The following is a 23,969-nucleotide window of genomic DNA, read 5'->3' on the forward strand; positions in this document are numbered from 1 at the left end:
CCGAATGCGCCGAACCGGCCCGGCCCGTACCGCCGCGTCGCTGGCCCCTCGACGGATTCGCCTCACGCCCGGTCGCGTACCACCACGACGGCACCCCGCTATGCCCGGTGCCCGGCCCGAACGGCTCGCAACCGGCGGACCCGATCGGCGCATCGGCACGCTTGACCATGTGGCAGGCCGTCCGGCAATCGTGGCTTATCCATCCTGATTGGACTGTCGCTGATCATCTCGCGTGGCTCGATGGCGAGGGCTACGACACCGGCACCCTGACCGGCGACCCGGTCGAGGTGGTGGGCCGGTGGCTGGCCGAACACCGCCGTACCGTCCGGGTGCCCCGGCCCGCCGATGACCGGCGCGTCTACATGGTTGCCGGGGGCGACATGGTGGCCGTATTCGACTCGGCGGACGAGGCCGACATCATGGCCGTGACGATGACCGCCGCAAACCTCGAACCGGTCACCCTGCCCCTGACCGAGGCGCAATGGGAACAGGCACACGCCGTACTGCGGTCACAGCTACCGCACGTCACCGTGACCGATGCCCGGTCCACCCGCGCAGCCGGTGACTCGTGACCGGCCCATCGGCCACCGGCCCGGCCGCCAACCGGCCCGACATCCCGCCCTCGCTGGCCGCGCGTCCCCACGACGAGCGGCGCGGCCTACCCATCCCACCGGTCAACATCCACCCCGACTCGACAGGCGGCGGGTCGCACGTGGACTTCACCACGATCAACACCACCACCTCGACCCGCCTCGCGGTCGAACGAAGGTGCTCGCTGTGCGGTGAGCCCATGGGCTACTGGGTGGCGTTCCTCGGCGGCCCGAGGGCCGCCGAGCTGATGCGCTACGCGGACCCGCCGGGGCACCCCGAGTGCATGAACGCCGCCCTGTCACTCTGCCCACACATCGCGCTCGGCCAGCACCGCCGCGCCCGCGCCGACCGGCCCGGGGCGGGCATCATCCCGCCGGGGTCGCACGGCGACAAACCCGACCGGTACCTGTTGGGCATCACCCGCACCTACCGAACCCGGTTCATCCCCGAACACGGGTTCACCGTGTACCTACCGGCCCCGTTCAAAACCGTGCACACCTATCTGTACGGGCCGGACGGGCGGCTACGCCCGGCTACCGACACCCGGTAGGCCGCGCCGCGCGGTGGGCGTCAGATTCGCCGCAGAAACCTTCATCGACTCGAACCGATCGTCTTGATCGGCGGATAGAGGTAGGAAACATTGTTTGTGGCGGCACGGTCAGGGCTTGGAATCCCCTGACTGTGCCGCCCAACCGAACACCACACGACCGGGAAGGGGTGCCACCGTGGCACACGAACTCGAAACTCTCGCGAACGGTCAGACGGCCTTCGCCTCCGCACGGTTGACCGCCTGGCACCAACTCGGCACCGTCGCCGAGGCGTGCATGACCGCCCAGGAGGTCATGAGCAAGGCGTGGCTCGGCGGCTGGGAGGTCCGCAAGATCGCCCTTCAGGGCATCGAGGTCACCGAGCGTGGGGTGACGAAGGTCGACTGCCCCGACAAGTACATGACCGTGCGCACCAACCCCGCCACCGGTGAGACCGAGTACCTCGGCGTCGTCGGCGAGGACTACAGCGTGGTGCAGAACGAGCAGGTCGCCGAGACCCTCAACCTCCTGGTCGACGCCTCCGGCGCGCACTTCGAGACCGCTGGCTCCATGCGCAAGGGCCGGTCGGTGTTCGTGACCATGAAGCTGCCCACTGCGATGCGCATTGCCGGGGTGGACGACATGGACCTGTACCTCGCGGCCACCACCTCGCACGACGGCACCGCCGCGCTTCGCCTCGACGCGACCCCGGTGCGGATCGTGTGCGCGAACACCCAAGCCCTCGCTTACCAGCGGTCGCGTAGCTCGTACACGTTCCGGCACACCTCGAACGTGACCAGCAAGATTTCTGAGGCGCGGCAGGCCCTCGGGCTGATGTGGAAGGCGTTCGACGCGTTCGAGGCCGAAGCCGAGAAGATGATCAACGAGTCGTTGACCATGGGTGAGTTCGAGAAGATCGTCGCGCAGGTGTGGCCACTCGCCGACGACGCCTCCGACACGGCGCGCAACAACGCGAAGCAGCGCACGAACACGTTGCGGTACTTGATCCGGGACGCGGACACGCAGAAGGCGATCAAGGGCACCCGGTGGGCCGGATACCAGGCCATCACCGAGTACGTCGACCACTTCGCCCCCGCCAAGACCGACCTCGCCCGCGCCACGCGGGCGCTGACCGGTGCCGGTGCGGACCTGAAGGCCCGCGCGTTCGAGCTGCTGGCGGTCTGAGATGCGCTGGCCATGGTTCCGACGCCGGAAGAAGAGGAACAAGCCCGGCCCTGTCACCGGGGCGCACCACGCCACCGGCACGGCGAAAGTCCGTACCGAGCCGGTCGTCGCGCCACCACCCGCCTCGGTGCCTACCGACTCGGCCGTGATCGCGCTGGTCAACGATGTGTGCGCCCAGTTTGCGCGGGCTGAGGTCGCCCGCGCGTTGGCCGGACACTCCACCAGCCACGCCGAACACGCCACCCTGACCGAACGCGCCGCCCGATTCGACGCACTCGTTGACGAGCGTTGGCGGGAACTGGTCAAGGCGATCCGCGCGGGACTGCCCGGCGCGGCGCAGGTCGAGCGGTTCATGCCGGTCCGACCGCTGACCAACGGCCACGTCGAGCTGCACGTGCACGACACCTCGGCCCGCCGCCTCGTCGTGCTGCTCACCGGCGCGCAGGCCCTCGCCGTGGGCGCGCACATGACCGCCAACGGGGCGCTCGTGCTCGACCGCATCGGGCAGAAGCTCGACCCCGGCCTGCCGCACGTGAAGGCCGCACCCCCGTTCGCTACCGGGTCCGCCGTTCGGCCGGCCACCCCGGACGGGGCCGCCGGCCCGCCGGTCGCCCGTTCCTGACCGTCGCCCGGTGTGCCGCGCGGTCACGGTCCCACCCGGACCGCGCGGCACCCGCAGGCGACATCCCCTCGACTCGCTACGGAGCACCCGTATGAATCCAGACCGACTGTTCGACCTCGCCGCCGAGTTTGCTCACGCCACCGGCAACGCCGAACGTTTCCACGCCCGCGCGGCGGTCGCCACCGGCGACACCCGCGCCGCCCACGAGAAAGCGGCGTCGAGGTGGGAAGCCACCGCCGCCCGCCGCCGCGAACACCTGCGCGCCGCACTCCGCGAGGCGCTGCGCGGCACCGTCAACGCGACGCCGGACGAGCGGCTGCCCGTCGCCACCTGGCAGGCGAGCCGCGTCGAGGTCCGCGCCACCACCCTCGACGGCACTCGCGCCGTACGGGTCCGGTACACCCCGGCCCAAGCCGCCGCTGCCGGAGTCGCGCTCATCGCCTGCGCCGCCCTCACCGACGACCCGGATGGCAGCACCCTCGCCAGCATCCTCCCAGCCTTCCCACCCACCCCACCGGCCGACGAGCACGCCACCGACGAGGGGAGGCCGGCATGACGACCGGGACGGCCACGTCGGAGAACACCGACGGCTTCAGCGACGGGCAACGCACCCTTAGCGGCCCGCAACTCGCGGGAGCGTTGGCTCTGCTCGGCTCGGTCGACCCCGTGTGCGCCGAGGTGATCGGCCGGCTCAACCTGCGGGTCTACCCCGGCGAGCCCGGGGACCGCACCGCCTACGTAGTGCTCGATCTGCACGGGGTCTCCATCGGACTGAAACGCCGCGCCGACGACCTATACCTGCACGCCGACACCACCGAGACCGATGACCGTCTCATCGCGTTCGAGGTCAATGGCGGCGGCGAAGTCGACCACCCCACCAGCTAGCCCTCACCCCTTGAACGGAGTCCCGATGTACCGGTCTCTGGAGTACGGCGACAACGCCCGGGTGATCACGCCGACCGACCTGGTCGAGTACCGCCTCGGCACCATCACCGATGTCCGCTATTCCACCCCGCACACCACCTACGCCCGCCGCTATACCCTCCGCTTTCCCACCGGCGACGAGCGCACCTACCCGGCCGAGAACGTCAGGCGAGCCACCCGGGCCGACGACCGCGCCGCCCTGGAGGCCGCACTCACCACAGCGGCCGAGGCGGTACGCGACGCCTGCCGCATCGCCCACGACTACGACGCCGACCTCAGCACCGGAACCGCGAGCCTGCTGCGGCGGCTGGTCGACCTCGCAAGCCTGCGCCTCGGACTGACCCTCGACCCCGCCAACCCCACCCGGCCGCAGCTCACCCGCCACCAGGACGGAGGCGACCAGTAATGCCACCGCACTCCCCACACCCCGACGAATCCGCCCGACTCCCCGAGGCGGCAGCGCTCGACGCGAGCACGGCGCCGGTCCCGGAGTCGCTCTACTGCCGCCGCTGCCGCCGAGCGCTCAACATCCGCTACAACAACCTCGGCATGGTCGTGGAGTACCTGCACGCGGCCGAGCAACGCGGCCAGCGCAGCGACCACCGCCCCGAGCCCGCACCCATCTCCGAGATCCCTGACCCGATCATCGAGTGCGACTTCTGCACCGCACCCGACGCCGCCTGGATCTACCGGTGCGCGAACCAGGTCACCGACGCCCGCCGAGTCACCGCCCGAGTGGTCGCGGTTGGCGACTACCAGTCTCGGCACCACGCGGCGCGGGTACGCCGCACCGACACCGAGCACGCCTTCACCCAAGCATGGGGCGAACGATGGTCCGCGTGCCAGGGCTGCGGCGACCTTATCGAGGCCCGTGACCTGTATGGGCTGATCGGCCGGGTGGCCGACGCCTTGCCCGCGAAGCTCACCCGAGGCAAACACCTCATGCGCACCCGGGGCCAACTCCACGAACGGTACTCCGACGTGTTCGACACCCTCGCCCCCGGCCGAGGCCGGATCGCGCCGGGCCACCCCCTCGGCATCTGGACCCACCCGACCGGGGAGGCACCATGACCGACACCACGGGCCGGCACGAGTGGCCCGCCCTCACGCACGCGAAGGGCCGCCGCCGGATAGGGCCGGTGTGCGGCGCAGCCGACGTGCCGTTGAGCCGCGTCACCGAGGACCCGCACCTCGTCACCTGCCCAGACTGCGAATCGCTGGCCGAGATCGAGGCGCTTCCCGACCATGCGACCGCTGGCGACTCCCGCGTTATCGAGCTGTTGCGGGAGGCGAAGGGCGGCAACTTCCGCAAGATCGACGGGGTGGTGGTGGACGCGACCACCGCCGCCGCGATCCTGACCGTCTATGACGCGATCAAACCCGCCACTCAGGCGAAACTCGCCGCACTACCGATACACCTGATGGCGAAGGCGGCGTGGCGGGTGCTGCGTCCGCCGTCGTAACGAGGCGGGTCGGTGGCCGGCGGCACACCCGAGGGTGCGTGGAATCCCGACCGGCCACCTCGCCCCGCTGCAGGCCAACCTGCGGACCACACGACCGCTTCTGCCCGAGCCAGGCGTACCGCCGATCCTATGACCGCGCGCCCTGCTCGCCTCGCCTCGACCGCACGGCGTGGGCCACGAAGAACCCGGGGAGGATGAACGGTGTGGCACGACACGTGATTGACGGACGGCTCGCCCTCGACCGGGCCGGAGTCGCCGCGCACACTGGCGCGGCGTACTCCACGGTCAATCACTGGCACCGCCACCGCGCCCGGTTCGGCTTCCCCGAAGGCTTCTTGCATGATGGGCGGGAGTGGTTCTGGCTCGACGACATCGAGGCGTTCCACGCCGCGCACCATGTCGCGAAGCGCGCCGAGCTGACGAGGGTCGACCGCCGCGGCGACTCCGACGACCTCATCGGCTCCGGTGCGGCAGCGAGGGTCCTCGGCTACGGCTCGTACCGCAACCTGCCCGACACCCTGTACGACCACCCCGACCGAGTCGAGACGCTGCCGGACGGGCGGGTGCGTCGTCTGTGGTTCCGGCGCACCGTGTGGGCTGTGGCCGACGCCCGGACGGGCCGGCAGTCCACCGGCCGCACCCCCGGCACCACTGGTGCCCGCAAGCCGCACCCGTACGCCGACGACCCTCGGCTTTCCGCTGCCATCGCGCTCCTGGCCGAGGCCGACCGCACTGGACGCGACCGGCGCGGCCTCGGCGTCGCGCTCGCTCAGCAGCTCGACATCACCGAGCGCACGGCGCAACGACTACTTGCCGCCGCGTGTGCGGCAAGCGGTGCCTATTCCGGGCAAAGGGCCTGAGTGCGACAGGTGCCGCCGAGTCGGGTCAGCCCGGCCTCGGCGGCACCTGTCGTACGAGTGGTTCAGTCTTCGTCGTCGTCCTCGCCGGCAGGCCGAGGCGTCGGAACCTCGATCAGGTAGCGCAGCGCGCCGTTGATGTCGGTGTCTCGGCTGTCTGCGGTGCGCTTCAGCACGTCGTACACATCGTCAGCGACCTCGATCGTACGAAGGCCGGGCGCTCTGTCGGTCATCTGTGATCCCTTCTGGCAGCGTTCGGTGCGGTGCCCAATCGGGCAGCCGTACCTATCCACGCTGACCTCGACGGCGCGATCAAGACCCCCGCTGATGCCAGGTTGGGACTACGACTAACGGCTTTCAGCCAAAGCCAGCGGCGCTGAAGGGGTCGTCGAAGTAGATCGAATCAGGCCGACCGACGAAGACATAAAAGAATGACTCGGGTACATAACCTGGACGCTTCAACCAGTTCCGGACCTGTGATCCAACTCCCATAGAATCAGCCATGTCACACAGCACCATCTCGGTGTCGGAGTAGATGTGCCCTCGTCGAAGGCGACCGACGGACCGGCGTTCCATGAACTCAGCGAGAACCGACGATCCTGATTCCGTTCGACTCCTTCCCCAGGCATGCAATGAGCGCGATGCCAACAGTACATCATTAATCGCATTCGATGCCTGGGTTCGATGCCAGACCTCAAGAAGATTGGAATGAGATTCGCGACCCGCCAGCACTTCGCCGATGTAAACGAAGAAACGGACCATCAGTGCTGCATTGTGTCGGACATCGACCGGGACTTGGGTGCCCAGAACGGCCAACGCGCCTTGCCGAAGCAAAAGGTCGGCGACTCCGACGATAGCTCGGCCGCGAGGGGCCGTATAACAGGCACTCAGGATGACTACTGGTGGCACCTCATCCAGTTCCGGCCCGAGGCACAGGTCTTTCCCGATGACTAGCGCGGCGGTATTGGTCTCACGCGAGAGCGAGCCATGGGCGCTGATTACAAGAATGTCTGGTTTGTGGGTCTTGATGGCAGTCTGTAGTTCGGCTATAGACAGAGCCTCGGTTCGCTGAAGCTCCACCGCTGGGGCCTGTCCTGCAAAGTACTGTTCCGAAACGTCCCAGCCCTGGCGGGATGCGACTCCCACCGGATCAGACGTTGGGATGCACTCAGCCACGAGAACTTTACAACGGTTCCGAAGGGTGATACCGGGGGATCTGCTTAGTTCAAGCTGAAGCGTACGGGTCAAGGGCAGCACAGGCCGGTATGCGATGGGCACGCGTGTCATCAGCGGAGCGCTGTCCGACGGCAGACGCAGGAGACCAATCGGGAAGTTGGTGTAGGCGTAAATCATTGACGCGCGACTGATGGCCGTAAGAACACCGGGAGTCCAGGATACGTTGGCTGCTTGGTTGAGCCTCTCAAGCATCCGCCACACCTTGGTACCGTTCACAGTCCCCTCGAAATGCCGTTCGAGCTCGGCGAGTTGAGTGAATGCCTCCTGTGGAACCTCGGGCAAGGGAATCCCGATGCCACCTCGGCCGATCGCTCTCCGGGTGACGACGAGTTCGATAGCAGCTCGTTCTGTCAGGGAATCCGGTCTCGTCCCGATCTCCAGTGACCACGTGTCCTCAGGATCAAGGGAGGGTATTCGCCGCACCCGCGACCGTGTGGCCGGGGTCAGCGCCATACGTGAGTAGCTAGCGGGGACGCCCGGCATCGACACTGTGACGACGGGCGAGAATCGCTTGAGCTGCTCAGAAAATGTCTCGTCCCACCGGGCAATGCCTTCCTCTTGTGTTGCGCCCGCTTGATCGAGTGCGTTCGTCGTCGCGTTGCCCAAGAGAAGGCGGATGGCGTCCTTTACGAGTGGGTCGATATCAAATTCTCTTCCGATTTCGGCCCACGGCCTATCAATGTATTGTCTTGCTAGCCAGCGCATCGGCAGGGCTGCCGGCGCGAGATCGAGACGTCCGGGCAGACTCGGTTCACGTCCGAGGTAAGGCTGCTCGGGCAGGTGATGCCGATGAATCTGGCGCCAATGTTCGTGAAGAGATTCGTCGGACAGTCGTGAGAAACCAATTGCGGCCAACGCAAACCCAAGGCTTTTAGAGATGGGCGCGACGTGATCGAGTCGATCATCCGGACAGATCACCAGCATCGGATGCGCTGTCGTTGCTAGGTTACGGATCAGCTTCTCGGTAAAAAACTTCGTCGGCATGAGGAGAATGTCATGCGAGAGATCGAGGCGCTGCAACGCGGTGATGGCATTCGCCGGCAAATCGAGCATCTGAGTAAGATCGTTCGGCAGGTGAAGACAGTACCAGAGCGCAGGCAACGCAGCCGCAACGGCTCGGTCGAGGTGGTGGGGGACGGTGCCTGGCTCATCTTCACCGAACGGTTCCGATCGCACGGGCTGATCCGAATCATCCTTTTCTGAGTCAAACAGGACGACGTAAAGCGGTCGTTGTGCCCAACCTGCCGAGTTTTCCACGACTCAATTATCCTCTCTGCCGCGTCGCTGGTGGTATTCGGCCGGGCCGCCTTCGAGAAGCTGCTCAGCGACCACCTGCAAGGTGCTCGGCCCGCTCTTCGCCATACCTGCCGCGCCACAACCTTGCCTACTCGCGGTGATGGGGCAGAGACCAAGCCGGCGCTGTCAGGTCTCGAAGATTGGCGCCGATCGAAAGATTTCGTGTAGACCCCCCATCACGGTTACTGCATCGGCAGAGTCGCAGGTCAAGGGATCGGCTGGGCTTAGGTCGGCTGGTGGGCCTTGCAGCCGCACCTAGCCTTGCGCTCGGAACACGTGCCGCCGTTCGCGTTTGCTTCTGCTACTGCAGGGCGTTACCCCGAAGGGCTGCGTCGGCTGCGTCGGCGGCACGGAGCAGGGCGGCGGCGAGGCTACGAGCGTGCTCGGGGTTGAGACTTAGTTGTAGGCAGTCCTCGGTCGGGACGCTGAACTCGACATAGGGACGTTCCAGGTCGGCGGGATCGGTGCCGATCCAGCTCGGGGTCTTGTCCCAGTAGGCGACCCGTACGTGTGCCTCAACCAAGAGACATTCCTGGTCGTAGACGTGCACGGCGTCGGCCGCGCCTCGGTGTAGGAGCGCTCGGGGTGAGAAGGGGTCGGCGTCGTCGTGGCGGCAGTCAATGCACCAGGGCGGGCAGTGCTGTGGGTGGGGTGGGCGGGCGGCGCTGGCCGCTCGGGCAGGCTCGGCCACGGTTGGCCTCCTCGCGTGTCTGATCCTGCGGTGAGCTGACGTCGGCACGCTATACCGATGCCGTGGGCCGAGTGCCGTTGACCGGCTGCGTCTCCTGGCGCAGCGTGGCGAGCAGTTGTGAGACGGCGCTGTTGCGGATTGAGTGGCCGTTCTGGCGTAGTCGCCGGGCAAGGGCATCCCGGCTGACGGTGTGCCCTTCTCGGGTCAGTTCGTCACGGGCCGCGCGGGCGGCGGGCAGTAGCGGCACCAGGTCCGGGGCGAGGTCGACGTCCATGTCATCGGTCTCGTCGGATGGGTCGTCATCGTCAGGTTCCACATCAAGGTCAGCGCCAGTCTCGCTACCGTCCGCCTCCCGGTCGTCGTCCCGGTGGCCGGCAGCGTCAGGATTCCCGCCGTGGGCCGACCCGTCGGCATCGGCATCACGGGAAGGATGTTCGGACAGTGGACCCCGACCGGTTGGCCTGCTGTCGCTCATCCCGGGCATGGTCTCGACGGGTGTCGACTCGATGGGCTGACCGCGAGATGGCGCCGGTGAGGTCTGCGCCGCTACGACGCGTGGCGGGTGCTCGGCTTCGCGGCGGCGGGCGGCGAGTTCCACGAGCGATACCGACGCGACGATGATCAGCCCGTCCACCGACAGCGGCAGGAGGTAGGGCACAGTGCCGGTCTCGCCGTACCGGGCGACGACTCCGACCATGTGGTGGTAGCTGATCCAGGCGGCGATGGCGGCGATGGCCGAGGCGGCGACGATCCGGATGACGCCGAGCGCACGGCGGTAGACGGGTATGCGGGTGACCAGCTCGACGGTGATCAGGAGGGCCAGGGGCGGCCACGCCGCGATGGTCTGGGAGATCGGGTTCGGTTGGGCGTGCAAGATGTTCGCGGTGACCGAGGCGGCCACGCCGAGGACCAGTGTGGCCCGCACTGCCCACTGCATCCGTTGGAGCTGGCGGTGGTTCATGGCCGTCCTCCACCGGCGGGGACGACGGGTCGAAGCTGGCGCTCGGCGACGCGGCGGGTGGCCTGGGACGGTTCGGCGTCGCCGAGGTCCGCGAGACGTTCCTCCAACCGGCGCAGGGTACGCCGGACGGCATCGGGCCGTTGCCGTCTGCCGTGGATGCGCATGATCCGTTGGTATAGCTCCTCGTTGACGGGATCGAGTTCGGCGGCGTGTTCGAGGGCGGCAACAGCCTGGTCGGGGTGGTCGGGTTCGAGGATCTCGGCGATGCGGGCGTAGGCAGTGAGGATCTGGTGGCGGTAGCTGGTGGCGTAGTCGGTGGCCCACGGATGATCATGGCCCTCGGCGAAGTCACCTCCATACAGCTCGGTGGCCCGGACTAGCGCAGTGAGCATGGCCGCTTCGTCGTCGGTGGTGGTGGCTTGGTCGATGGCGGTGAGCATCTGCCAGAGGTCCACGGTGACGGTCTGCGGGTCGAGCTGGTATCGGCCGGTGGCGAGGTCATAGACGATGAACATCGGTTCCTCGTGGCCGGTGGTGGCGCGAAGCACCCGCCGGGCGGAGGTGATGTCAGTGCGTACGCGTTTGACGGCGGCGGCCGGGTCGGCGTTGGGGTGCAGGTCGGCCGCGAGTTGGTCGAGGGTGCGGCCGGCGGGGTGGGCGGCGAGTACGGCGAGCGCGGTGTAGGAGCCGCTGCGCATTCCGGTGGCGATCGGACCGGCGTCGGTGGCGACGGTGACCGGGCCGAGGACCCGGAGGCGGACCAGGGCCGCCGCGTCATCGGCCTGGAGCGGTGCCGCCTCGTTCGTCTCGACGGTCACCGCGGCCGACGAGGTCTCGACGGGCGGGTCGTCGACGTCAGTACCGGCCTCGGGACGGGCTATCGCGTCGGTGAGCATGGCGAGGACAGCGGCGAGGCCATCCGCGCCGAGAGTGGACAGCCGGGCCACCGGATGCGGTTCGTCGCCGGTTGCGGTGCCCTCGGCGCTGATCTCGATGGTGGGGATGCCGTCGTGCGGGCCGAGGATGACGGGGTGCAGGTTCAGGGCGGCGCGGTGGGTGGCGACGGCGTGGAGGCGGGCGGCGCGCCGGGGGTTGGAGTCGATGAGCAGCACGTACGGCGGTTGGGTCTCGGCGTGGTCGGTGCGGGCGTTGAGGTCGGTGATCGTCTCGGCGTCGAAGGTGTCCAGCAGCCGGCGGCGGCCGATCATCTCCTCTTCGGCGTGGGTGATCGCCGCCGCGGTGTCGGCGAGCACGATGAGTCGTTCTCCGTCGTAGGCGGTGCCGTCGGGGTCTAGCCCGACCGCCGGGGCGTCCTCGGGCAGGAGCCGGGCGAGTAGGTCGACGGTGGTGACCACTACCGGGCGGGCGGCGGCGGACTCTGCCGCGCCGCTGGTCAGGATGGACGCGAGGATGGCGCGGGCCGCTGGTACGGCTCCGTCGCCTCGCAGGGCGACGCCGGGACCGGGCAGGTGGAACAGGCTTACCTCGGTGCCGTCCGAGTCGACGCCGATCGGTGCCGCAACGGTGGGGCTGGCGGGCCGGTGGTCGCTGCTGGGGCCGAGGTGGCGGCTGCCGAGGATGTCGACGGTGGCCAGAGACGGTGGCATTGGGGAGCCTTGCGGGGCGGTGCTGACCGGTGTGGGGAAGGTCAGTCGGGCGCGGCGGCGTCGTTGTAGGCGTAGCAGAGCGGCTACGGCGGCGATGGCGGCGGCCAGGCCGAGGCTGATCCAGCCCTGCGCTGGCAGCGTGATTCCGGCCTCGTCGGTCGGCTGGTCATCGGATGGGTCGGTGTCCGGTGCGGGGGTGGCAGCATCGGCCGAGTCGGCGGGAGTGCTTGGTTCGGTGGTAGGCGGTGAAGGGCTCGGCTCCGGGGCGCTGGGGGTTGGGGTGGCGCTGGCCGGCGGCGCAGGCGGTGGGACGGCTGGGGCGGTCTCGGTGGCCTCGGGCGCGGTGGTGTCGGGGTTGCCGGGCGGTGGGTCCTGGGTGTGGGGTGGGGTGGCTGGTGGTGCGGCCTCGCGGGCGGGGAGAGCGAGGATCCATCCGACGTGGATCTCGTCGGGGTCGGTGAGGGCGTAGCCGTTGGCCTGTTCGTGTCCCCGGTTGAGTTTGTAGATCTCCCGCCAGCGGTGCGGGTCGCCGAGGTGCTTGGCGGCGAGGTCCCACAGGTTGTCTCCGGCGACGACGCGGTGTGTCCCGCCCGGGGCGTCTTGTGCCCAGGACGGGACGGCAGGGCTGGCTCGGTGGGTGGCGAGCGGGAGGGTGGCGCTGGTGGCGGACACGCCGATGGTGAGCGCCGGGCGCGGGCCGTGCTCCACGGTTGACAGCGCGGCGGGGTGTGCCGGGACGACGGCAACGGCTGGGCGGCGTGCGGCGGCATCGGCGGCAGCCGCACCAGCGGTGGAGGTGCTGGTGACGGCGCGGGCGGCGTCGAACAGCACGGCTCCGACGATCGCGCCGACGAGGACAGCGGCGACCCAGCGGATCGGGCCGCGTCCACTCGCCGGGGGGCGGGGCTGGCCGCGCCGGCTGGCTCTCGCGGCGGCGGACGTCTCGATGATCTCGATGATGGTGTCGCGCAAGAACTGCGCCCACAGCACCCAGCCGATCGTGGCCAGCAGCGCGAAGACCATGTTGTCCGACCACGGGCTCGTGATCGCGGCGTAAAGGTCGGTCAGCGTGGGCACCGTGTCGGCCTTCGGCCAGCCGATCCAGTCGAGGGGCCAGCCGGCCGCGACGATCAGCAGCCACGGCACCCCGGCGGTGAAGCCCGCCAGCACGGCGAGCGCGAGCAGGGCACGCAGGGTCCGGGCGACGGCGGCGAGTGCGCGGGGCATGGGGTCGTCCTCCTCCGGATGGGCAGGGTCAGGTGGTGGGGCCGGTGACGCCCTGCACGGCGGTGGCACTGGCGGAGGCGGACACGGCGAGCTGCCGCACGCCGACGATCTGCAGGAGCTGCGTGCGGCTGGTCCGCCGGACGGTCACGGTCACGGTGGTGGTGGTCGCGGTGGCCTCGCCAGTGGCGCCCGCCGAGGCCAGCCACGCCCGCGCGGCCGACGCGGCACGCGCCGGATCGAGTACCGCGACGTTGCGGGTGCGGTACTGGTACAGGTCGAGTTCCTGCGCCCCGGCCCTGGCCGCCGCCTGGGCGATGTCGAGGGCACGGACCTTCTGCGTCAGGGCCAGGCCGGCGTCGAGGACCAGCCCGGCCACGGCGAGCAGGGCGACCATCATCAGGACCGCGAACGCGGTCACCTGGCCCGAGTCGTCTCCGGTGCGTTCGCGGAGCCGCCGCCAGCGGCCAGCATCGGGTTGCCTCACGATGAGACTCCTCTCCACACGTCGATGGGGGAGGTCGCCGTGGCCCGCGTGGTACGGGAACCAGGCACGGACAGTAGGGCGAGGTCGGACAGGGGAACGGTGCACTCCACGGTCACGGTGACCGTGCCGCCGGGACGCAACCCGCCGGTGGACACGGTGACGCTGACCTGCTGGCAGGCGACCGCGCGGGAGGCGAGGGTTTCCCGAGCGGTGCGGTCTGCCTCAGCGCGTGCGGCAGCGTCAGTGCGGGCGAGGGAGGCGGACCGGGCCGCGGCGCTGGCGGCGGCCTCAAGGTCCATCTGCGCGGAGACCAGCCGGCCGCACAGCACCACGAAGAGCATGACGGCCACCAGTAGCGGGGTGACGAGGGCCGCTTCGGTGGTGCTCGCTCCCCGGTCACCGAGGGCGATGACCCGCCGGAGCCGGAGGTGTCCGGCTTGCGCTCCTGCCCTGGTCATGGCGCGGCTCTATCATCGGGCACGAAGCGCTCGACGGGCCGAACGACGGTGGCGCGAACAGTCCACCGCACGCCAGGAACCACGGTCGCCGCAGTACCCGTGATCTCGGTACGGACCTCGGTGGCGGTGCGGGTCACCGACACCGAGGGGTCCTTGAGGACCCCGTCGCCGATCGCGGCGAGGGTTTGCTCGCCCGCGTCTCGGCCGGTGGCAGCGCTGGATTGGTAGCCGGCGGCGGCGTTGGCCGAACGGGTCGCGGCGCTCTGGGCAACGTGGGTGGCGTGCATGAACACCCCGGCCTGGATGACGAACATGACGATGAGCAGCAGCAGCGGCATAGCGATGGCCAGCTCGGCGGTGGCGGCGCCCGCGTCGGAGTGGGCGGTCACGCGCCTCCATCGGGCGCGCAGCCGTCGAGCCGCGCCGAGCGCCGGGGAGGGCGGGCGCTCGGCGCGGTGTTCCCGGATGGTCGGCGGCATCGGTCAGCCGAGGTTGATGCTGTTGGCCTTGCTGGTGACCTTGACCGCGATGATGCCGAGCACCACGATCGCCAGCGTTACAAGCACGGCGGTGACGAGAACGGCTTCGGTGGAGTAGCCGCCGTCTTTGGTGTCGCGCACCGCCTGCCAGCGGTGCCGCAGCTCGGCGGCGAGGTAGGTGACCAGAGCGGACATGGTGTGTTCCTCCAAAGCGGGTACGGAATCTCGCGGCTGTTCGGGATTGGTGAACTGGCGTGCCTCCTACAGCCCGCCGAGTACGGCGGCCATCGCGGGATAGCCGAGGAAGATCAGGAAACCGGCGAACAGGGCGACGATGGGCAGCGCCATCCGCTCGGTCGCGGCGTTCGCCTCGCCCTCGGCGTCGGTGAGTTGCCGGGCGCGCAGGGCGATGGCACGCGAGCGCAGGGACGCGCGGACCTTCGCTCCTTCGGTGCCGGCCAGCCCAACGGTGGCGGCGAGCTGCTGTAGCTCGGCGACGGCGACCCGGCGGCCGAGGGCGGCGAGGATGTCCCACGGCGGTACCCGGGCCAGCCGCGCCTCGGTCAACGCGTACCGCAGTTCGGTGTAGGCGGGGCCGGAGCCGACCTTCGCCGCGTCGTCGAGCGCCTGGTCCACCCCGGCCCCGGACGCGAGGCTGATGACCACCAGATCCAGGAAGGACGACAGGGCGTCACGGAACGCCGTGCGGTGCTTGGCGGCCTCGGATCGCACCGACAGCTCCGGGGCGAGGAATCCAGCGATGCCGAGCGCCAGCGATCCGGCGACGGGCACCGTCACGCCGGTACCCACTCCGGCGAGGACGAGCAGCGTCGCGGCGACGGGAGGCAACAGCAGTCCGAACACCATCGCGGTCGCCTGCTCGGCGAGGTGCACGTCGACCGGCTTGTCGACGGTGGCGAGGTCGCGGCGGGTACTGGCCAGGGGAAGACCCGCGCGACGCAACCACCGCACCGCCGGGCGACCCCACCGACCCGACCACCCCAGAGAGTGAGTCTCGGCGGTGGCGTCACCAACGCGGGGGATCTCGTACGGTGCGTCAAGGGCTTTGTCGAGCCGAGGCGGGCGGGGCAACCAGCCCACCAGCACGAGCCACAGGCCCACTCCGGTGCCGAGCCCGGCCAGCAGTATCAGCCCGGTCATGTCGCCACCGCCTCGGGCTCGGCCGGTGCGGCGACTCCGACGAGGACGCGGGCGGTGTCGCGGTCGCGCATGAGCCGGCCGAGCCAGACGAACGCGGCGGCGAAGCAGCCACCAGCGGCCAGGAGGACGAGCTGACCGGTCGCCGTGTCGAACGGGGCGAGGTAGCCCCGGTTGAGCAGTGCCAGCAGCCCGGCCATGGTCAGGGTGGCACCGACGATGACCCGCGCGGAGGTGCGGTTGCGTTTGCGGGCGGCGGCGATGCGGTGCCGGGAGGCGACCTTCGCCCGCGCGGACGCGGCCAGCTCGCCCAGCACGTCACCGAGTTGCCCGGCGCTGCCCCGCGCGGCCATCACCAGCCCGGCGACCACCAGATCGGCGGTTGGATCGGCCAGCTCGGCGGCGAACGCGCGCAGCGCGTCACGCAGTCGCCAACTGCGTTGCAGGCGTACGGCGAGGCGGGTCACCTCGTCGCGGATCGGCTCTGGGGATTCGATCGCGCTGGCGGTGATCGCCTGTTCCAGCCCGGCCGCGCCGGACAGGTTGTCTCGTAACGCCTCGGTCCAGGTGGCGATGGCCTCGATCCGGGCCACCCGGCGGGCGTGGTCGCGGTCCGGGCCGATGACCTGCGGCAGCATCCACGCCCCGGCCGCTGCCAGGGCCGCCGCGACTGGCCAGCGGGTCACCACACCGACGATCACGCCCACCGTCAGGCACAGGGCTACCCGACGCCGGTCGACCGGCCCACGGGCCGATGCGAGCCTCGACAGCCACGACTCGGTGGTGGAGTCGCCGGGCCCGTCGTCCCGGGGCGACAGACCCACGGCCAGCAGGACCATCCCGAACGCGGTTCCGGCCCCCAGCAGGGCCGCGAGGGGCACGGTCAACACCATCACGCCCACCCCCCACCCGGGGCGGTGCGGGCTTCATCGAGCAACCCTGGGTCGAAGCCGCACCGGGCCAGCGCCGACAGCAGCCCGGTCGACGGTGGCGCACCCGGGACGGCCCGGCCGTCCCGGTCGGGGCGGAAGATCTCGTTGCTGGACACGGCCAGCCCGTCAGCGCCGACCACCTCCCGCATCGACGTCACCGCCCGCACCCCGTTGTTACTGGTGAACCCCAGGTGTACGACCAGGTGAACCGCCTCGGACACCAGAAGATTGGTGGTGGCCGGGTCGAGGCGTTCCGGCGCCTGCGCGGCGTAGAGCATGAGCTTGTGAAACGCCCCCGCCGACGACGAGGCGTGAATGGTGCCCAACGAGCCGTCGTTGCCCTGCGACATCGCGTTGAGCATCGGGATGACCTCGTGCCCGCGGATCTCCCCGACGATGACTCGGTCCGGGGACATGCGCAGTCCGGAGCGGAACAACATGCTCATGTCGAGCGCGCCTTCACCCTCGACGTTGGCCTCCCGCGACTGCAACGCCACCACGTCCGGATGCGCGGCCTTGTCCGCGTCGAGCGCCAGCTCGTAGGTGTCCTCGATCGTCACGATCCGCTCGCTGAAGGGGATCGCCGAGGCGAGAGCGCGCAGGAGGGTGGTCTTGCCCGCACCGGTACGCCCGGCGATCAGCACGTTCAACCTCGCCCGCACCGCAGCGGAAAGGAGTTCCCGCAGCACTGGGTTGACGGTGCCGAGCTGCTCCAGATCGGCCAGGGTGACCTTCACGTAGCCGTGCCGGCGGATCGACAACGCCGGACGCCGGGTCACCGACATGATTGCGTGCAGGCGGGAGCCGTCCGCGAGTTGCAGGTTCAACACCGGGGCGGCCCGGTCCCAGCGGCGCTCCTCCGCGCCCTCGCCGCCGGTCTCAGCACGGCCGGCGTCGGCCGCCAGGCGGCGGATCAGTTCCACCATCTCCGCGTCCGAGTCGGCGATCGGCCCGACCTGTGCGCGACTGCCATTGGAGTAGCGGACGAACACCTGGTCACAGCCGTTGGCGTTGACCTCCTCGACCCGATCGTCATTCAGTAGTGGCTGCAGGCCGCCCGCGCCGAGCAGCATGTCCGCTACTGCCCGACCCACCCGCGACTCGGCATCCGGGCGCAGTGGCGGGCGCCCGGCGTTCATCTCCTCCGTCGCGTACCCGTCCAGAACCTCGGTGATCAACCGGCGGGTCGTCGCCGCGCGTTCGTCGGCGGGCATCGGCGAACCAGTGGCGGTCTCGTGCGCCCGTGTGGCCCGGGTCAGCCGCTCGGCGACCTCCCGGCGGACGCGCCGCACCACCGTGATCTCGCCGGACTCGCCGGACCCAGGGGCCGACAGAAAGGGGCCGGTCACGATGTCGCCTCCGTGGGTACGTCGGTGGGCTGCGAGGCCGCGACGGGCAGGTACGGGCCGAGGTCCGTCCACAGCCGCGCGTAGGCGGCCATCAGGGGCAGGCGACGCCAGCGCCGCCCGGCCACGAGGTCTCCGCCGAGCACCGCCGCCGCCCGCCGGTCGTCCGGCAGCGGACCGAGCACGCTCACCGCTTCCGGGTCGCGGGCCAACTCCTGCCCGACGTGAGTCGACAGGACCTCCGCGACGTCCGCAGCCGGGTACACGCCGCCCGCACTGAGCAGCACCACCAAGCGGCCAGCGCCCGCGTCGACGAGGTCGCCCAGGTGCTCCCGCAGATGGGCCATCTCGTCGGCGTTCGCCCGAGCCAGCACCACCACCACATCCGCGAGCCGCAACAACGGCCACACCGGCGAGCCCGGCCCCAACCGGCCGCAGTCCGCCACCACCACCCGATCGGGCGCGGCCAGCACCGCCCGGCCGCTACCGGTCAACTCCGGCAACGCCGCGCGGGTCTGCGCCCCACCCGCCGGGGCGACCACCACCGGCACCGCGACCTCGGCCACCGACACCGGCTGCGACGCGGCGGCGAACACGTCCCCGGAACTCGCCGTGCCTCGGGCGGCGGCGGCCAGGTCCACCACGCTCGGCACCGCCGCCAACCGGTGCCGGCGCATCAGGTCCCCGCCCGCCGGATCGCACTCCACCACCACCGGCCGCGCCCACTCCGGTGCAACCGCGGCCAACCCGAAGGCTGTCGTCGTCGCTCCCGGACGACCTTTCACATAGGTCACCGCCACCAGAGGCATGTCAGCTCCCCACCGGCGAGGTCTGCATCAGCACCACACCGCCAGCCGGAGCCGTCGCCAACTGCGGCGCATCCGAGGCAGCCAGCAGAAGCGTAATGACCGTCGAGCCCTGGCCGTCCCCGGCGAGGTCAACTCCCAGCACCACGGCCGACAACCGCGCCGGGGTCGAACCGCTCGCCGTCGAGCTGGACGCCGGAGCGGGCTGACCACCGTTCTGCACGGCCGACACGTAGACGGACACCTTCGCACCGGCCGCGAGCCCTTGCGGATACTGACCCGGCTTCACCGCCACCGAGGCGGTCACCTGACCGCCGGGCGGAAACGCGGCATCCCCGAGCAACTCCGGCGTCAACAACGTGCCAGCCACCAACGGCACCACCGCCGTACGACCAACCACCTCCACCGCTTGCGCGGCCGGAACCAACCGCACCCCAGGATCACGGGCGGCAGAGACCTGCTTGAGGTCCGCAGCGGTGATCGCCTGCCCGGCGGCCACCGGCCGCGCCACCGCCAGCACCTGCACACGATCACCGAGCTGCGCCGCCCCGTAGGCATAGGCCAGCACACACACGATCACCAGCAGGCCGCCCAACGCGACGAACGGCAACCGGCGACGCCGCCGGGCGGCCCGCCACGGCCCACGTCCCGCACGGCCGGCCGCCGCCGCACGATCTCCCAGACCTGTTTTAGGGCGCACGGAATCCAGCGCCATGACTTGTCCTCCTCGGGAATCGGCGCGCGAACGAACTGACTTGTTGGCCTAGCGCACGACGGCCTGCGACTCTTGGACCCGGGTCTGCACCTGCCCGGTCGTGGTCAACCCCGGCACCGTGCCGGACTGCCCAGCACCAGCCCAGGTCACCTCCCACGTGACCGTCACCGTCACGGCGTAGCGCCCACCCGGTGAGCCGGCCGAGGACCGCCGATAGACATGCCCGCAGTCAGGCGACGCCTTCGCCGGATCGGTACCCGAAGCCCACAGCGTCCCCGGCCCGTCGCATGTCACTGTCACCCCGTCACCCATCGACCAGCTCGCCTTCACCGGCCGCGCCGTCGCCGTGACGCTGACACCCGGAACGGAAGCGGTCGCCGAGTGCGATCCCCACGACCCCCGGTCGAGAGCCAGCCAGGCCGGCAGGTTGACGAGCTGATCACCCGGCGGATTCATACGAATGACGACCCTCGGCAAGTCAAGACGCGCCCGCGCCTGCCGCGCCAACACCGCCGGAGACACCACCGGCGGGTCACCCGCGATCCACACCGCACCTCCGAGCGCACTGCTGTCGCCGTAGCAGATCCGCATGTACCAACCACCCTCACCCGTAGGCTGCCCTCCCAGGGCTTCGATAGTGGATGGTGACGGATCAGTCGGCGCGTAGTAGCAGCCATCCGCCCCAGCCCACGCACCGTCCCGCTCACACGGAATCTCCTCGCCGGCAGGATTGCGGCACTTGCCATCCCCACGCTGGCCTCCGCCACCATTTCCCGGATTTGAGCTGCCAGCACCGCCGGGATTGCCGGCCGTGACGTCGCATCCGGGAGCGCTGGGGTTGTTGTCGCAGCGCGTGTCTCCGAACGGGTCAGCCTGCGCAGCCATCGGCGCGACGAGCAAGACGGCTCCGGCCAGCAGAATCACTGCTGCCATACGTATGAGCTTCAGCATGATCCGATGTCCCCCACATCGAACGAGACCACCTTCCACGAGCCGTCTATCGGCTTGACCACGGCGGTGATGTTGCGTCGCCCCCGTGGATCGTCCTCAATCAGCTCACCGGTGGTCTTCTTATGTTTGGTCCAGTTCGTAGAGTCGGCGCAGTCGGCGACGGTGACCTCGGTAGGTTCGTCGGCCGGGCTCGCACCGGTCGTACGCGCATTCAGGACCGGTGCGCCGCGCGTCACGACGCCGGTCTCGCGGTAGGTAAACAGCACGTCAACAATCCGAGCCAACGCCCGGTCGGCGGCGTACCGACGCAGCTCCGGCGCATCTGGATCGGGAAACTCGCCCGCCTTCGCCATCGCTTGCCACATCCCGACGTACGACGCGAGCGCTTCCTGCTGGGCAGACGGTGCCTCGGAGGCGGGCGCACTCGCCGGGGTTGTCGCCTGCGTCGAAGGCGTCGATTCGCCGCCGTCGGTCGCGCTGCACGCCGTGCTGAGCAGCGCCGAAACCCCGACGAGACCAGCCATGAACCTCCGGGTCAACACTGGCCGCGAACCTCCCCGATCTCGTGAGCGGCCCCGGCTGGCAGCCGGGGTTCTGCGACCCGCCGACGCCGTCCAACGGTGACTGACTCGCCCAAGGTCACGAGTCGTGTCTACACCCTGACCCCTCGGTGATGTCTACGTGCGTACCTGCGGCTACGCGCATCAGCTAGGGCCGGACTCACACGCACAGACGTACGCACCATGGGCAGACTGGCCTTCAAATAGCCGCAAAGCGGCCGAAAGGGTTGTCGCCTACCCGACAGATAAGTGGGCGTCAATTGCGACCACGGTTAGCTGAAAATGAAGGTGCGAGAAGGGTGAGGGGGGCCAATGAATGACCACAATGGAACAGAACACACACTGACCCTGCTCGCCCAGAGTGGTGCCATGGAGTTGCTACTGGCGATGCATCATCGCGGCGGCACTGCCAGCTTCGCCCAGATCGCCGCCGCGTCCCCCCGACCCGCAGCCCTGTTGCGAGCGATGGCGGCAGACGGTTTCGTGGTCAGCCCTCACGCCGGCTCGCTGGACAGCGAGTCGCTCGACCGAACCTGCTTCTGCCTGACCGGCAAGGGGGTAGCGATCGTTGGTCGCCTTCTTCGGCTACGCCGCTGGCTGGCGTCGCGGCCAGCTTTAGACCCGAGGCTCACCGGGGGCTGATCCGGAAACGGGGAACGTAAAATGTGGAAATTGTTCCGGAAGCTCCCGCGATTCCCGGCCTTGCTCCATAATGGATGGAACTTTCGCCACGTTAAACCCTCGCCGAACACTTGTGCGGCCTCATAGACTGTTGTCTTGAGCTGGCGCGCTCGATTCGGGGGAGGTGAGTGGCGCTGACGAACGATCTCGAACACCTACTCAACCTGGCGAAGCGAAAGCTGTCGGTTGCGGTTTTGACCGTCCTCTATGAAGGGCCGTTGCGCTACTCGAAGCTTCACCACGCGGTGTCACAGGTCAGCCCCGACGTCGTGCACGCCCGTACGCTGACTGACACCCTGACCTACCTCCGCGCCCACGACCTCGTTGAGCACCACCAAGGCGACGACAGGGCCGACTACCGGCTGACCGACGGCGGCGTTGAGCTGGTTGATCTGCTCGGCGAGATCGAACGATGGGGCCGGCAGCACCGCGCGAGCGGCGACCGGACCTAACAACCGTGGCGAACAGCCTCGCCGCGATCAACCTTGGCCTCGCCGGCGCGATGGCTGGCGTACCGATCGCTGCCGTCGCGTACGGAACGGGCGAGTCCGGGCCGGTACGTCTACCCGCACGGTGGTGGACCGGCAGTCCCGCTCGCCCCACAGAGGTGATCGTTACCGCCCTTCTCACCGCCGCCACCACCGCCGTCACCGGGATAGTCATACCTCCCGGTCTCACACTGCCCGCCTTCTGGCTTTTCGCGGTAGTAGGCGTAGGTCTGGCAATCATCGACGTGCGGTGCCGGCGGCTGCCCCATCACCTGACCGGCTCGCTGTGGGTGTCGTCTGGTCTGCTCTTCCTGATGGCGGCCCTCGTCGGAAGCGATTTCGGGCCGCTTATTCGAGCTGCGTTTGCGGGTATCGCGGCAGGGGCGGTCATGCTTGCCGTCGCCTTGGCGTTGCCCGGCCAGCTCGGCCTCGGTGATGTCGTGTTCTCCGGTGCCATTGCGTGCAACCTCGGATGGCTGGGCTGGCACACCGCGATCCTCGGCCTTCTTGCTGGGCTGCTTCTGCACGGCACCGTCGCTTCCGTCGTCAGACTCCGACGGTCGACCGACGCGAAGAACTCGCCGATCCCTATGGGACCGGCCCTCGCTGTTGGTTGGCTTCTGGCTGTGGTACTTGCCGCATAGCGAAACAACGTCGAGCTGGCGTGGGTGGCGTGAGGTACCGCCGCGACGGCGGGATCAGTCGCCATCACGCTCGTACCTGAGGGCGTCATCGTCGATGGGACGGTCGCGACCGCCGACCCGGAAGCCGGTATGCCCCGGCGGCGGAGCAACCTCAAAGTGCTGCGGATCAGCGCCTGCGGTAGCTATGACGAGTTCGGCGTGAAGCCGAGCCGGACACGGTGCGGCCCGTCCACACGCCTTGCAGATCCTGGGCTGGTCGTCGACGACATGCCGTCGGTAGAGGGCCACCGCCACGTCGAACATGACCGACTGGCGCAGTCCCGGGATGACCGTCAACGGCCTGCCCATTGTTGTCCCTTCACCGCACGGCCTGTGGTCCCTGACTCCGGTGAAGCGGGGTCACCGTCGCGGGACGATCGGTTCGAGGCGTACCAGCATGGTCGCTGGACCTCATCGGCGGCATCTGAAGAATCCGTGCGAAGCGAGTCCGCGCTTCCTGGTCGGCGAGTTTGAGGAGGTCGTCGAGGGCGGCTTGCATCGGCAGACTCGGCGGCTCAGGCTGTCTACGGTTCTCCCACGCCGCGACGATCGAGGAAGGCACACGAAGCCGCTCGGCGAACGCCCCAAGGCTGAGCCGCAGTGCCTCCCGCAACGCAAGGACTTCCCGCTCCCTCCAACGAGCGACCGCGACCGTGCATCCGCAGCTCGGAGACGCGCTCATGAGGCCGGGTGGATTCGGCGGAGTGGTTGTCTGATGGCGTAGCAGCCGTTCGTGTTCGGTCACCCACGCTCGATGCCTCCGGAGCATGGTGATCAGGTCGTGGAGCCTGTCGAACGCCTCCACCAACGATCCTTGCGCCCGGAGTTCGCGGTCAGCGCGCTCCCAGAATCCACGGGGGATGTTGTGTCGCCCGATCTCGACGTTCGCGACCGAACTGCGGGAGTAGGCCGTCCGCCTGGCGAGGGCAGCCTGGGTCATGCCGGCTGCCTTGCGCCAGTGGGCCAACTGCCGTCCCAACGCCTTCTGCAGGTCGCGAATCTGTTCAGGAGTGACGGGTTCCGGGACGGCATCCATTTCGA

30 protein-coding genes are annotated in these 23,969 nt (G+C 69.3%); 13 read left to right on the plus strand and 17 right to left on the minus strand.

Going from position 1 to position 23,969, the window contains the following annotated elements; all coding sequences use genetic code 11:
* Positions 1 to 107 precede the first annotated feature (107 nt).
* The 10 genes from ACQPYA_RS02325 (at position 108) to ACQPYA_RS02370 (ending at position 6,172) form a co-directional block, all read left to right on the plus strand.
* Positions 108 to 572, plus strand: a complete 465-nt coding sequence (locus tag ACQPYA_RS02325) for a hypothetical protein (RefSeq protein WP_433530985.1) — start codon at positions 108 to 110, stop codon at positions 570 to 572.
* Entirely contained in the window at positions 569 to 1,141 is a 573-nt protein-coding gene (locus tag ACQPYA_RS02330; protein ID WP_433530986.1) for a hypothetical protein, read from the plus strand. Before ACQPYA_RS02325 ends, ACQPYA_RS02330 begins: the two co-directional genes overlap by 4 nt.
* Before the next feature lie 175 nt (positions 1,142 to 1,316).
* Positions 1,317 to 2,303, plus strand: coding sequence for a DUF932 domain-containing protein (locus ACQPYA_RS02335; RefSeq protein WP_433530987.1), 987 nt, complete (start codon positions 1,317 to 1,319; stop codon positions 2,301 to 2,303).
* Between the two features lie 127 nt (positions 2,304 to 2,430).
* A complete protein-coding gene (locus ACQPYA_RS02340) occupies positions 2,431 to 2,925 on the plus strand; it encodes a hypothetical protein (protein WP_433530988.1) in 495 nt (164 codons plus the stop codon).
* Between the two features lie 91 nt (positions 2,926 to 3,016).
* Positions 3,017 to 3,481: a hypothetical protein gene (locus tag ACQPYA_RS02345; RefSeq protein ID WP_357215314.1), complete on the plus strand. Its 465-nt coding sequence runs from the start codon at positions 3,017 to 3,019 to the stop codon at positions 3,479 to 3,481.
* The gene (locus tag ACQPYA_RS02350) at positions 3,478 to 3,810 is read left to right on the plus strand and encodes a hypothetical protein (RefSeq protein WP_433530989.1); all 333 of its coding nucleotides are present in this window, start codon (positions 3,478 to 3,480) and stop codon (positions 3,808 to 3,810) included. Before ACQPYA_RS02345 ends, ACQPYA_RS02350 begins: the two co-directional genes overlap by 4 nt.
* 25 nt (positions 3,811 to 3,835) lie before the next feature.
* Positions 3,836 to 4,255 carry a hypothetical protein gene (locus ACQPYA_RS02355; protein ID WP_433530990.1) on the plus strand — a complete coding sequence of 140 codons (420 nt, stop codon included), beginning with the start codon at positions 3,836 to 3,838 and terminating at the stop codon, positions 4,253 to 4,255.
* Entirely contained in the window at positions 4,255 to 4,920 is a 666-nt protein-coding gene (locus ACQPYA_RS02360; RefSeq protein ID WP_433530991.1) for a hypothetical protein, read from the plus strand. The genes ACQPYA_RS02355 and ACQPYA_RS02360 overlap by 1 nt, the downstream gene beginning before the upstream one ends.
* Complete coding sequence (locus tag ACQPYA_RS02365; RefSeq protein WP_433530992.1) at positions 4,917 to 5,312, plus strand: hypothetical protein; 396 nt, start codon at positions 4,917 to 4,919, stop codon at positions 5,310 to 5,312. Before ACQPYA_RS02360 ends, ACQPYA_RS02365 begins: the two co-directional genes overlap by 4 nt.
* Positions 5,313 to 5,506: 194 nt before the next feature.
* On the plus strand, positions 5,507 to 6,172 hold the full coding sequence (locus tag ACQPYA_RS02370) for a hypothetical protein (RefSeq protein ID WP_433530993.1): 666 nt from the start codon (positions 5,507 to 5,509) through the stop codon (positions 6,170 to 6,172).
* Between the two features lie 62 nt (positions 6,173 to 6,234).
* Here the strand turns inward: ACQPYA_RS02370 and ACQPYA_RS02375 are convergent, their stop codons facing one another.
* The 16 genes from ACQPYA_RS02375 to ACQPYA_RS02450 form a co-directional block, all read right to left on the minus strand.
* On the minus strand, positions 6,235 to 6,402 hold the full coding sequence (locus ACQPYA_RS02375; RefSeq protein WP_433530994.1) for a hypothetical protein: 168 nt from the start codon (positions 6,400 to 6,402) through the stop codon (positions 6,235 to 6,237).
* 124 nt (positions 6,403 to 6,526) lie between these two features.
* Positions 6,527 to 8,662 carry a CHAT domain-containing protein gene (locus ACQPYA_RS02380; RefSeq protein WP_433530995.1) on the minus strand — a complete coding sequence of 712 codons (2,136 nt, stop codon included), beginning with the start codon at positions 8,660 to 8,662 and terminating at the stop codon, positions 6,527 to 6,529.
* A 340-nt stretch (positions 8,663 to 9,002) separates the two neighbouring features.
* Entirely contained in the window at positions 9,003 to 9,440 is a 438-nt protein-coding gene (locus ACQPYA_RS02385) for a DUF6907 domain-containing protein (protein WP_433530996.1), read from the minus strand.
* Between the two features lies 1 nt (position 9,441).
* Positions 9,442 to 10,353: a DUF2637 domain-containing protein gene (locus tag ACQPYA_RS02390; RefSeq protein WP_433530997.1), complete on the minus strand. Its 912-nt coding sequence runs from the start codon at positions 10,351 to 10,353 to the stop codon at positions 9,442 to 9,444.
* A complete protein-coding gene (locus tag ACQPYA_RS02395) occupies positions 10,350 to 13,187 on the minus strand; it encodes a BTAD domain-containing putative transcriptional regulator (protein WP_433530998.1) in 2,838 nt (945 codons plus the stop codon). Before ACQPYA_RS02395 ends, ACQPYA_RS02390 begins: the two co-directional genes overlap by 4 nt.
* Positions 13,188 to 13,215: 28 nt before the next feature.
* Positions 13,216 to 13,671: a pilus assembly protein TadG-related protein gene (locus tag ACQPYA_RS02400; protein ID WP_433530999.1), complete on the minus strand. Its 456-nt coding sequence runs from the start codon at positions 13,669 to 13,671 to the stop codon at positions 13,216 to 13,218.
* Entirely contained in the window at positions 13,668 to 14,129 is a 462-nt protein-coding gene (locus ACQPYA_RS02405; protein WP_433531000.1) for a TadE/TadG family type IV pilus assembly protein, read from the minus strand. Before ACQPYA_RS02405 ends, ACQPYA_RS02400 begins: the two co-directional genes overlap by 4 nt.
* Positions 14,126 to 14,608 (minus strand): TadE family protein, encoded by a 483-nt coding sequence (locus ACQPYA_RS02410; RefSeq protein WP_433531001.1) that lies wholly within the window; start codon positions 14,606 to 14,608, stop codon positions 14,126 to 14,128. Before ACQPYA_RS02410 ends, ACQPYA_RS02405 begins: the two co-directional genes overlap by 4 nt.
* A gap of 3 nt (positions 14,609 to 14,611) precedes the next feature.
* A complete protein-coding gene (locus ACQPYA_RS02415; RefSeq protein ID WP_018803909.1) occupies positions 14,612 to 14,803 on the minus strand; it encodes a hypothetical protein in 192 nt (63 codons plus the stop codon).
* A gap of 66 nt (positions 14,804 to 14,869) precedes the next feature.
* Positions 14,870 to 15,769, minus strand: coding sequence for a type II secretion system F family protein (locus tag ACQPYA_RS02420; RefSeq protein ID WP_433531002.1), 900 nt, complete (start codon positions 15,767 to 15,769; stop codon positions 14,870 to 14,872).
* Positions 15,766 to 16,668 carry a type II secretion system F family protein gene (locus ACQPYA_RS02425; protein WP_433531003.1) on the minus strand — a complete coding sequence of 301 codons (903 nt, stop codon included), beginning with the start codon at positions 16,666 to 16,668 and terminating at the stop codon, positions 15,766 to 15,768. Before ACQPYA_RS02425 ends, ACQPYA_RS02420 begins: the two co-directional genes overlap by 4 nt.
* Positions 16,659 to 18,047 carry a CpaF family protein gene (locus ACQPYA_RS02430; protein WP_433531004.1) on the minus strand — a complete coding sequence of 463 codons (1,389 nt, stop codon included), beginning with the start codon at positions 18,045 to 18,047 and terminating at the stop codon, positions 16,659 to 16,661. Before ACQPYA_RS02430 ends, ACQPYA_RS02425 begins: the two co-directional genes overlap by 10 nt.
* The gene (locus tag ACQPYA_RS02435; protein WP_433531005.1) at positions 18,044 to 18,853 is read right to left on the minus strand and encodes a hypothetical protein; all 810 of its coding nucleotides are present in this window, start codon (positions 18,851 to 18,853) and stop codon (positions 18,044 to 18,046) included. The genes ACQPYA_RS02430 and ACQPYA_RS02435 overlap by 4 nt, the downstream gene beginning before the upstream one ends.
* Position 18,854: 1 nt before the next feature.
* Positions 18,855 to 19,460, minus strand: coding sequence for an SAF domain-containing protein (locus ACQPYA_RS02440; RefSeq protein ID WP_433533361.1), 606 nt, complete (start codon positions 19,458 to 19,460; stop codon positions 18,855 to 18,857).
* Positions 19,461 to 19,613: 153 nt separating this feature from the next.
* Positions 19,614 to 20,516 carry a hypothetical protein gene (locus tag ACQPYA_RS02445; RefSeq protein ID WP_433531006.1) on the minus strand — a complete coding sequence of 301 codons (903 nt, stop codon included), beginning with the start codon at positions 20,514 to 20,516 and terminating at the stop codon, positions 19,614 to 19,616.
* Positions 20,510 to 21,040: a hypothetical protein gene (locus ACQPYA_RS02450; protein WP_433531007.1), complete on the minus strand. Its 531-nt coding sequence runs from the start codon at positions 21,038 to 21,040 to the stop codon at positions 20,510 to 20,512. The genes ACQPYA_RS02445 and ACQPYA_RS02450 overlap by 7 nt, the downstream gene beginning before the upstream one ends.
* A gap of 405 nt (positions 21,041 to 21,445) precedes the next feature.
* Here ACQPYA_RS02450 and ACQPYA_RS02455 point away from each other — a divergent pair, with 405 nt between their 5' ends.
* The 3 genes from ACQPYA_RS02455 (at position 21,446) to ACQPYA_RS02465 (ending at position 22,889) form a co-directional block, all read left to right on the plus strand.
* A complete protein-coding gene (locus ACQPYA_RS02455) occupies positions 21,446 to 21,718 on the plus strand; it encodes a hypothetical protein (RefSeq protein WP_433531008.1) in 273 nt (90 codons plus the stop codon).
* A 167-nt stretch (positions 21,719 to 21,885) separates the two neighbouring features.
* Positions 21,886 to 22,209 (plus strand): winged helix-turn-helix transcriptional regulator, encoded by a 324-nt coding sequence (locus ACQPYA_RS02460; protein WP_433531009.1) that lies wholly within the window; start codon positions 21,886 to 21,888, stop codon positions 22,207 to 22,209.
* 5 nt (positions 22,210 to 22,214) lie between these two features.
* On the plus strand, positions 22,215 to 22,889 hold the full coding sequence (locus ACQPYA_RS02465; protein ID WP_433531010.1) for a prepilin peptidase: 675 nt from the start codon (positions 22,215 to 22,217) through the stop codon (positions 22,887 to 22,889).
* A 358-nt stretch (positions 22,890 to 23,247) separates the two neighbouring features.
* Here the strand turns inward: ACQPYA_RS02465 and ACQPYA_RS02470 are convergent, their stop codons facing one another.
* Entirely contained in the window at positions 23,248 to 23,964 is a 717-nt protein-coding gene (locus ACQPYA_RS02470) for a helix-turn-helix domain-containing protein (RefSeq protein ID WP_433533362.1), read from the minus strand.
* Positions 23,965 to 23,969 lie beyond the last annotated feature (5 nt).

It is taken from the genome of Micromonospora sp. CA-263727, from assembly GCF_050942455.1.
Lineage (GTDB): Bacteria > Actinomycetota > Actinomycetes > Mycobacteriales > Micromonosporaceae > Micromonospora.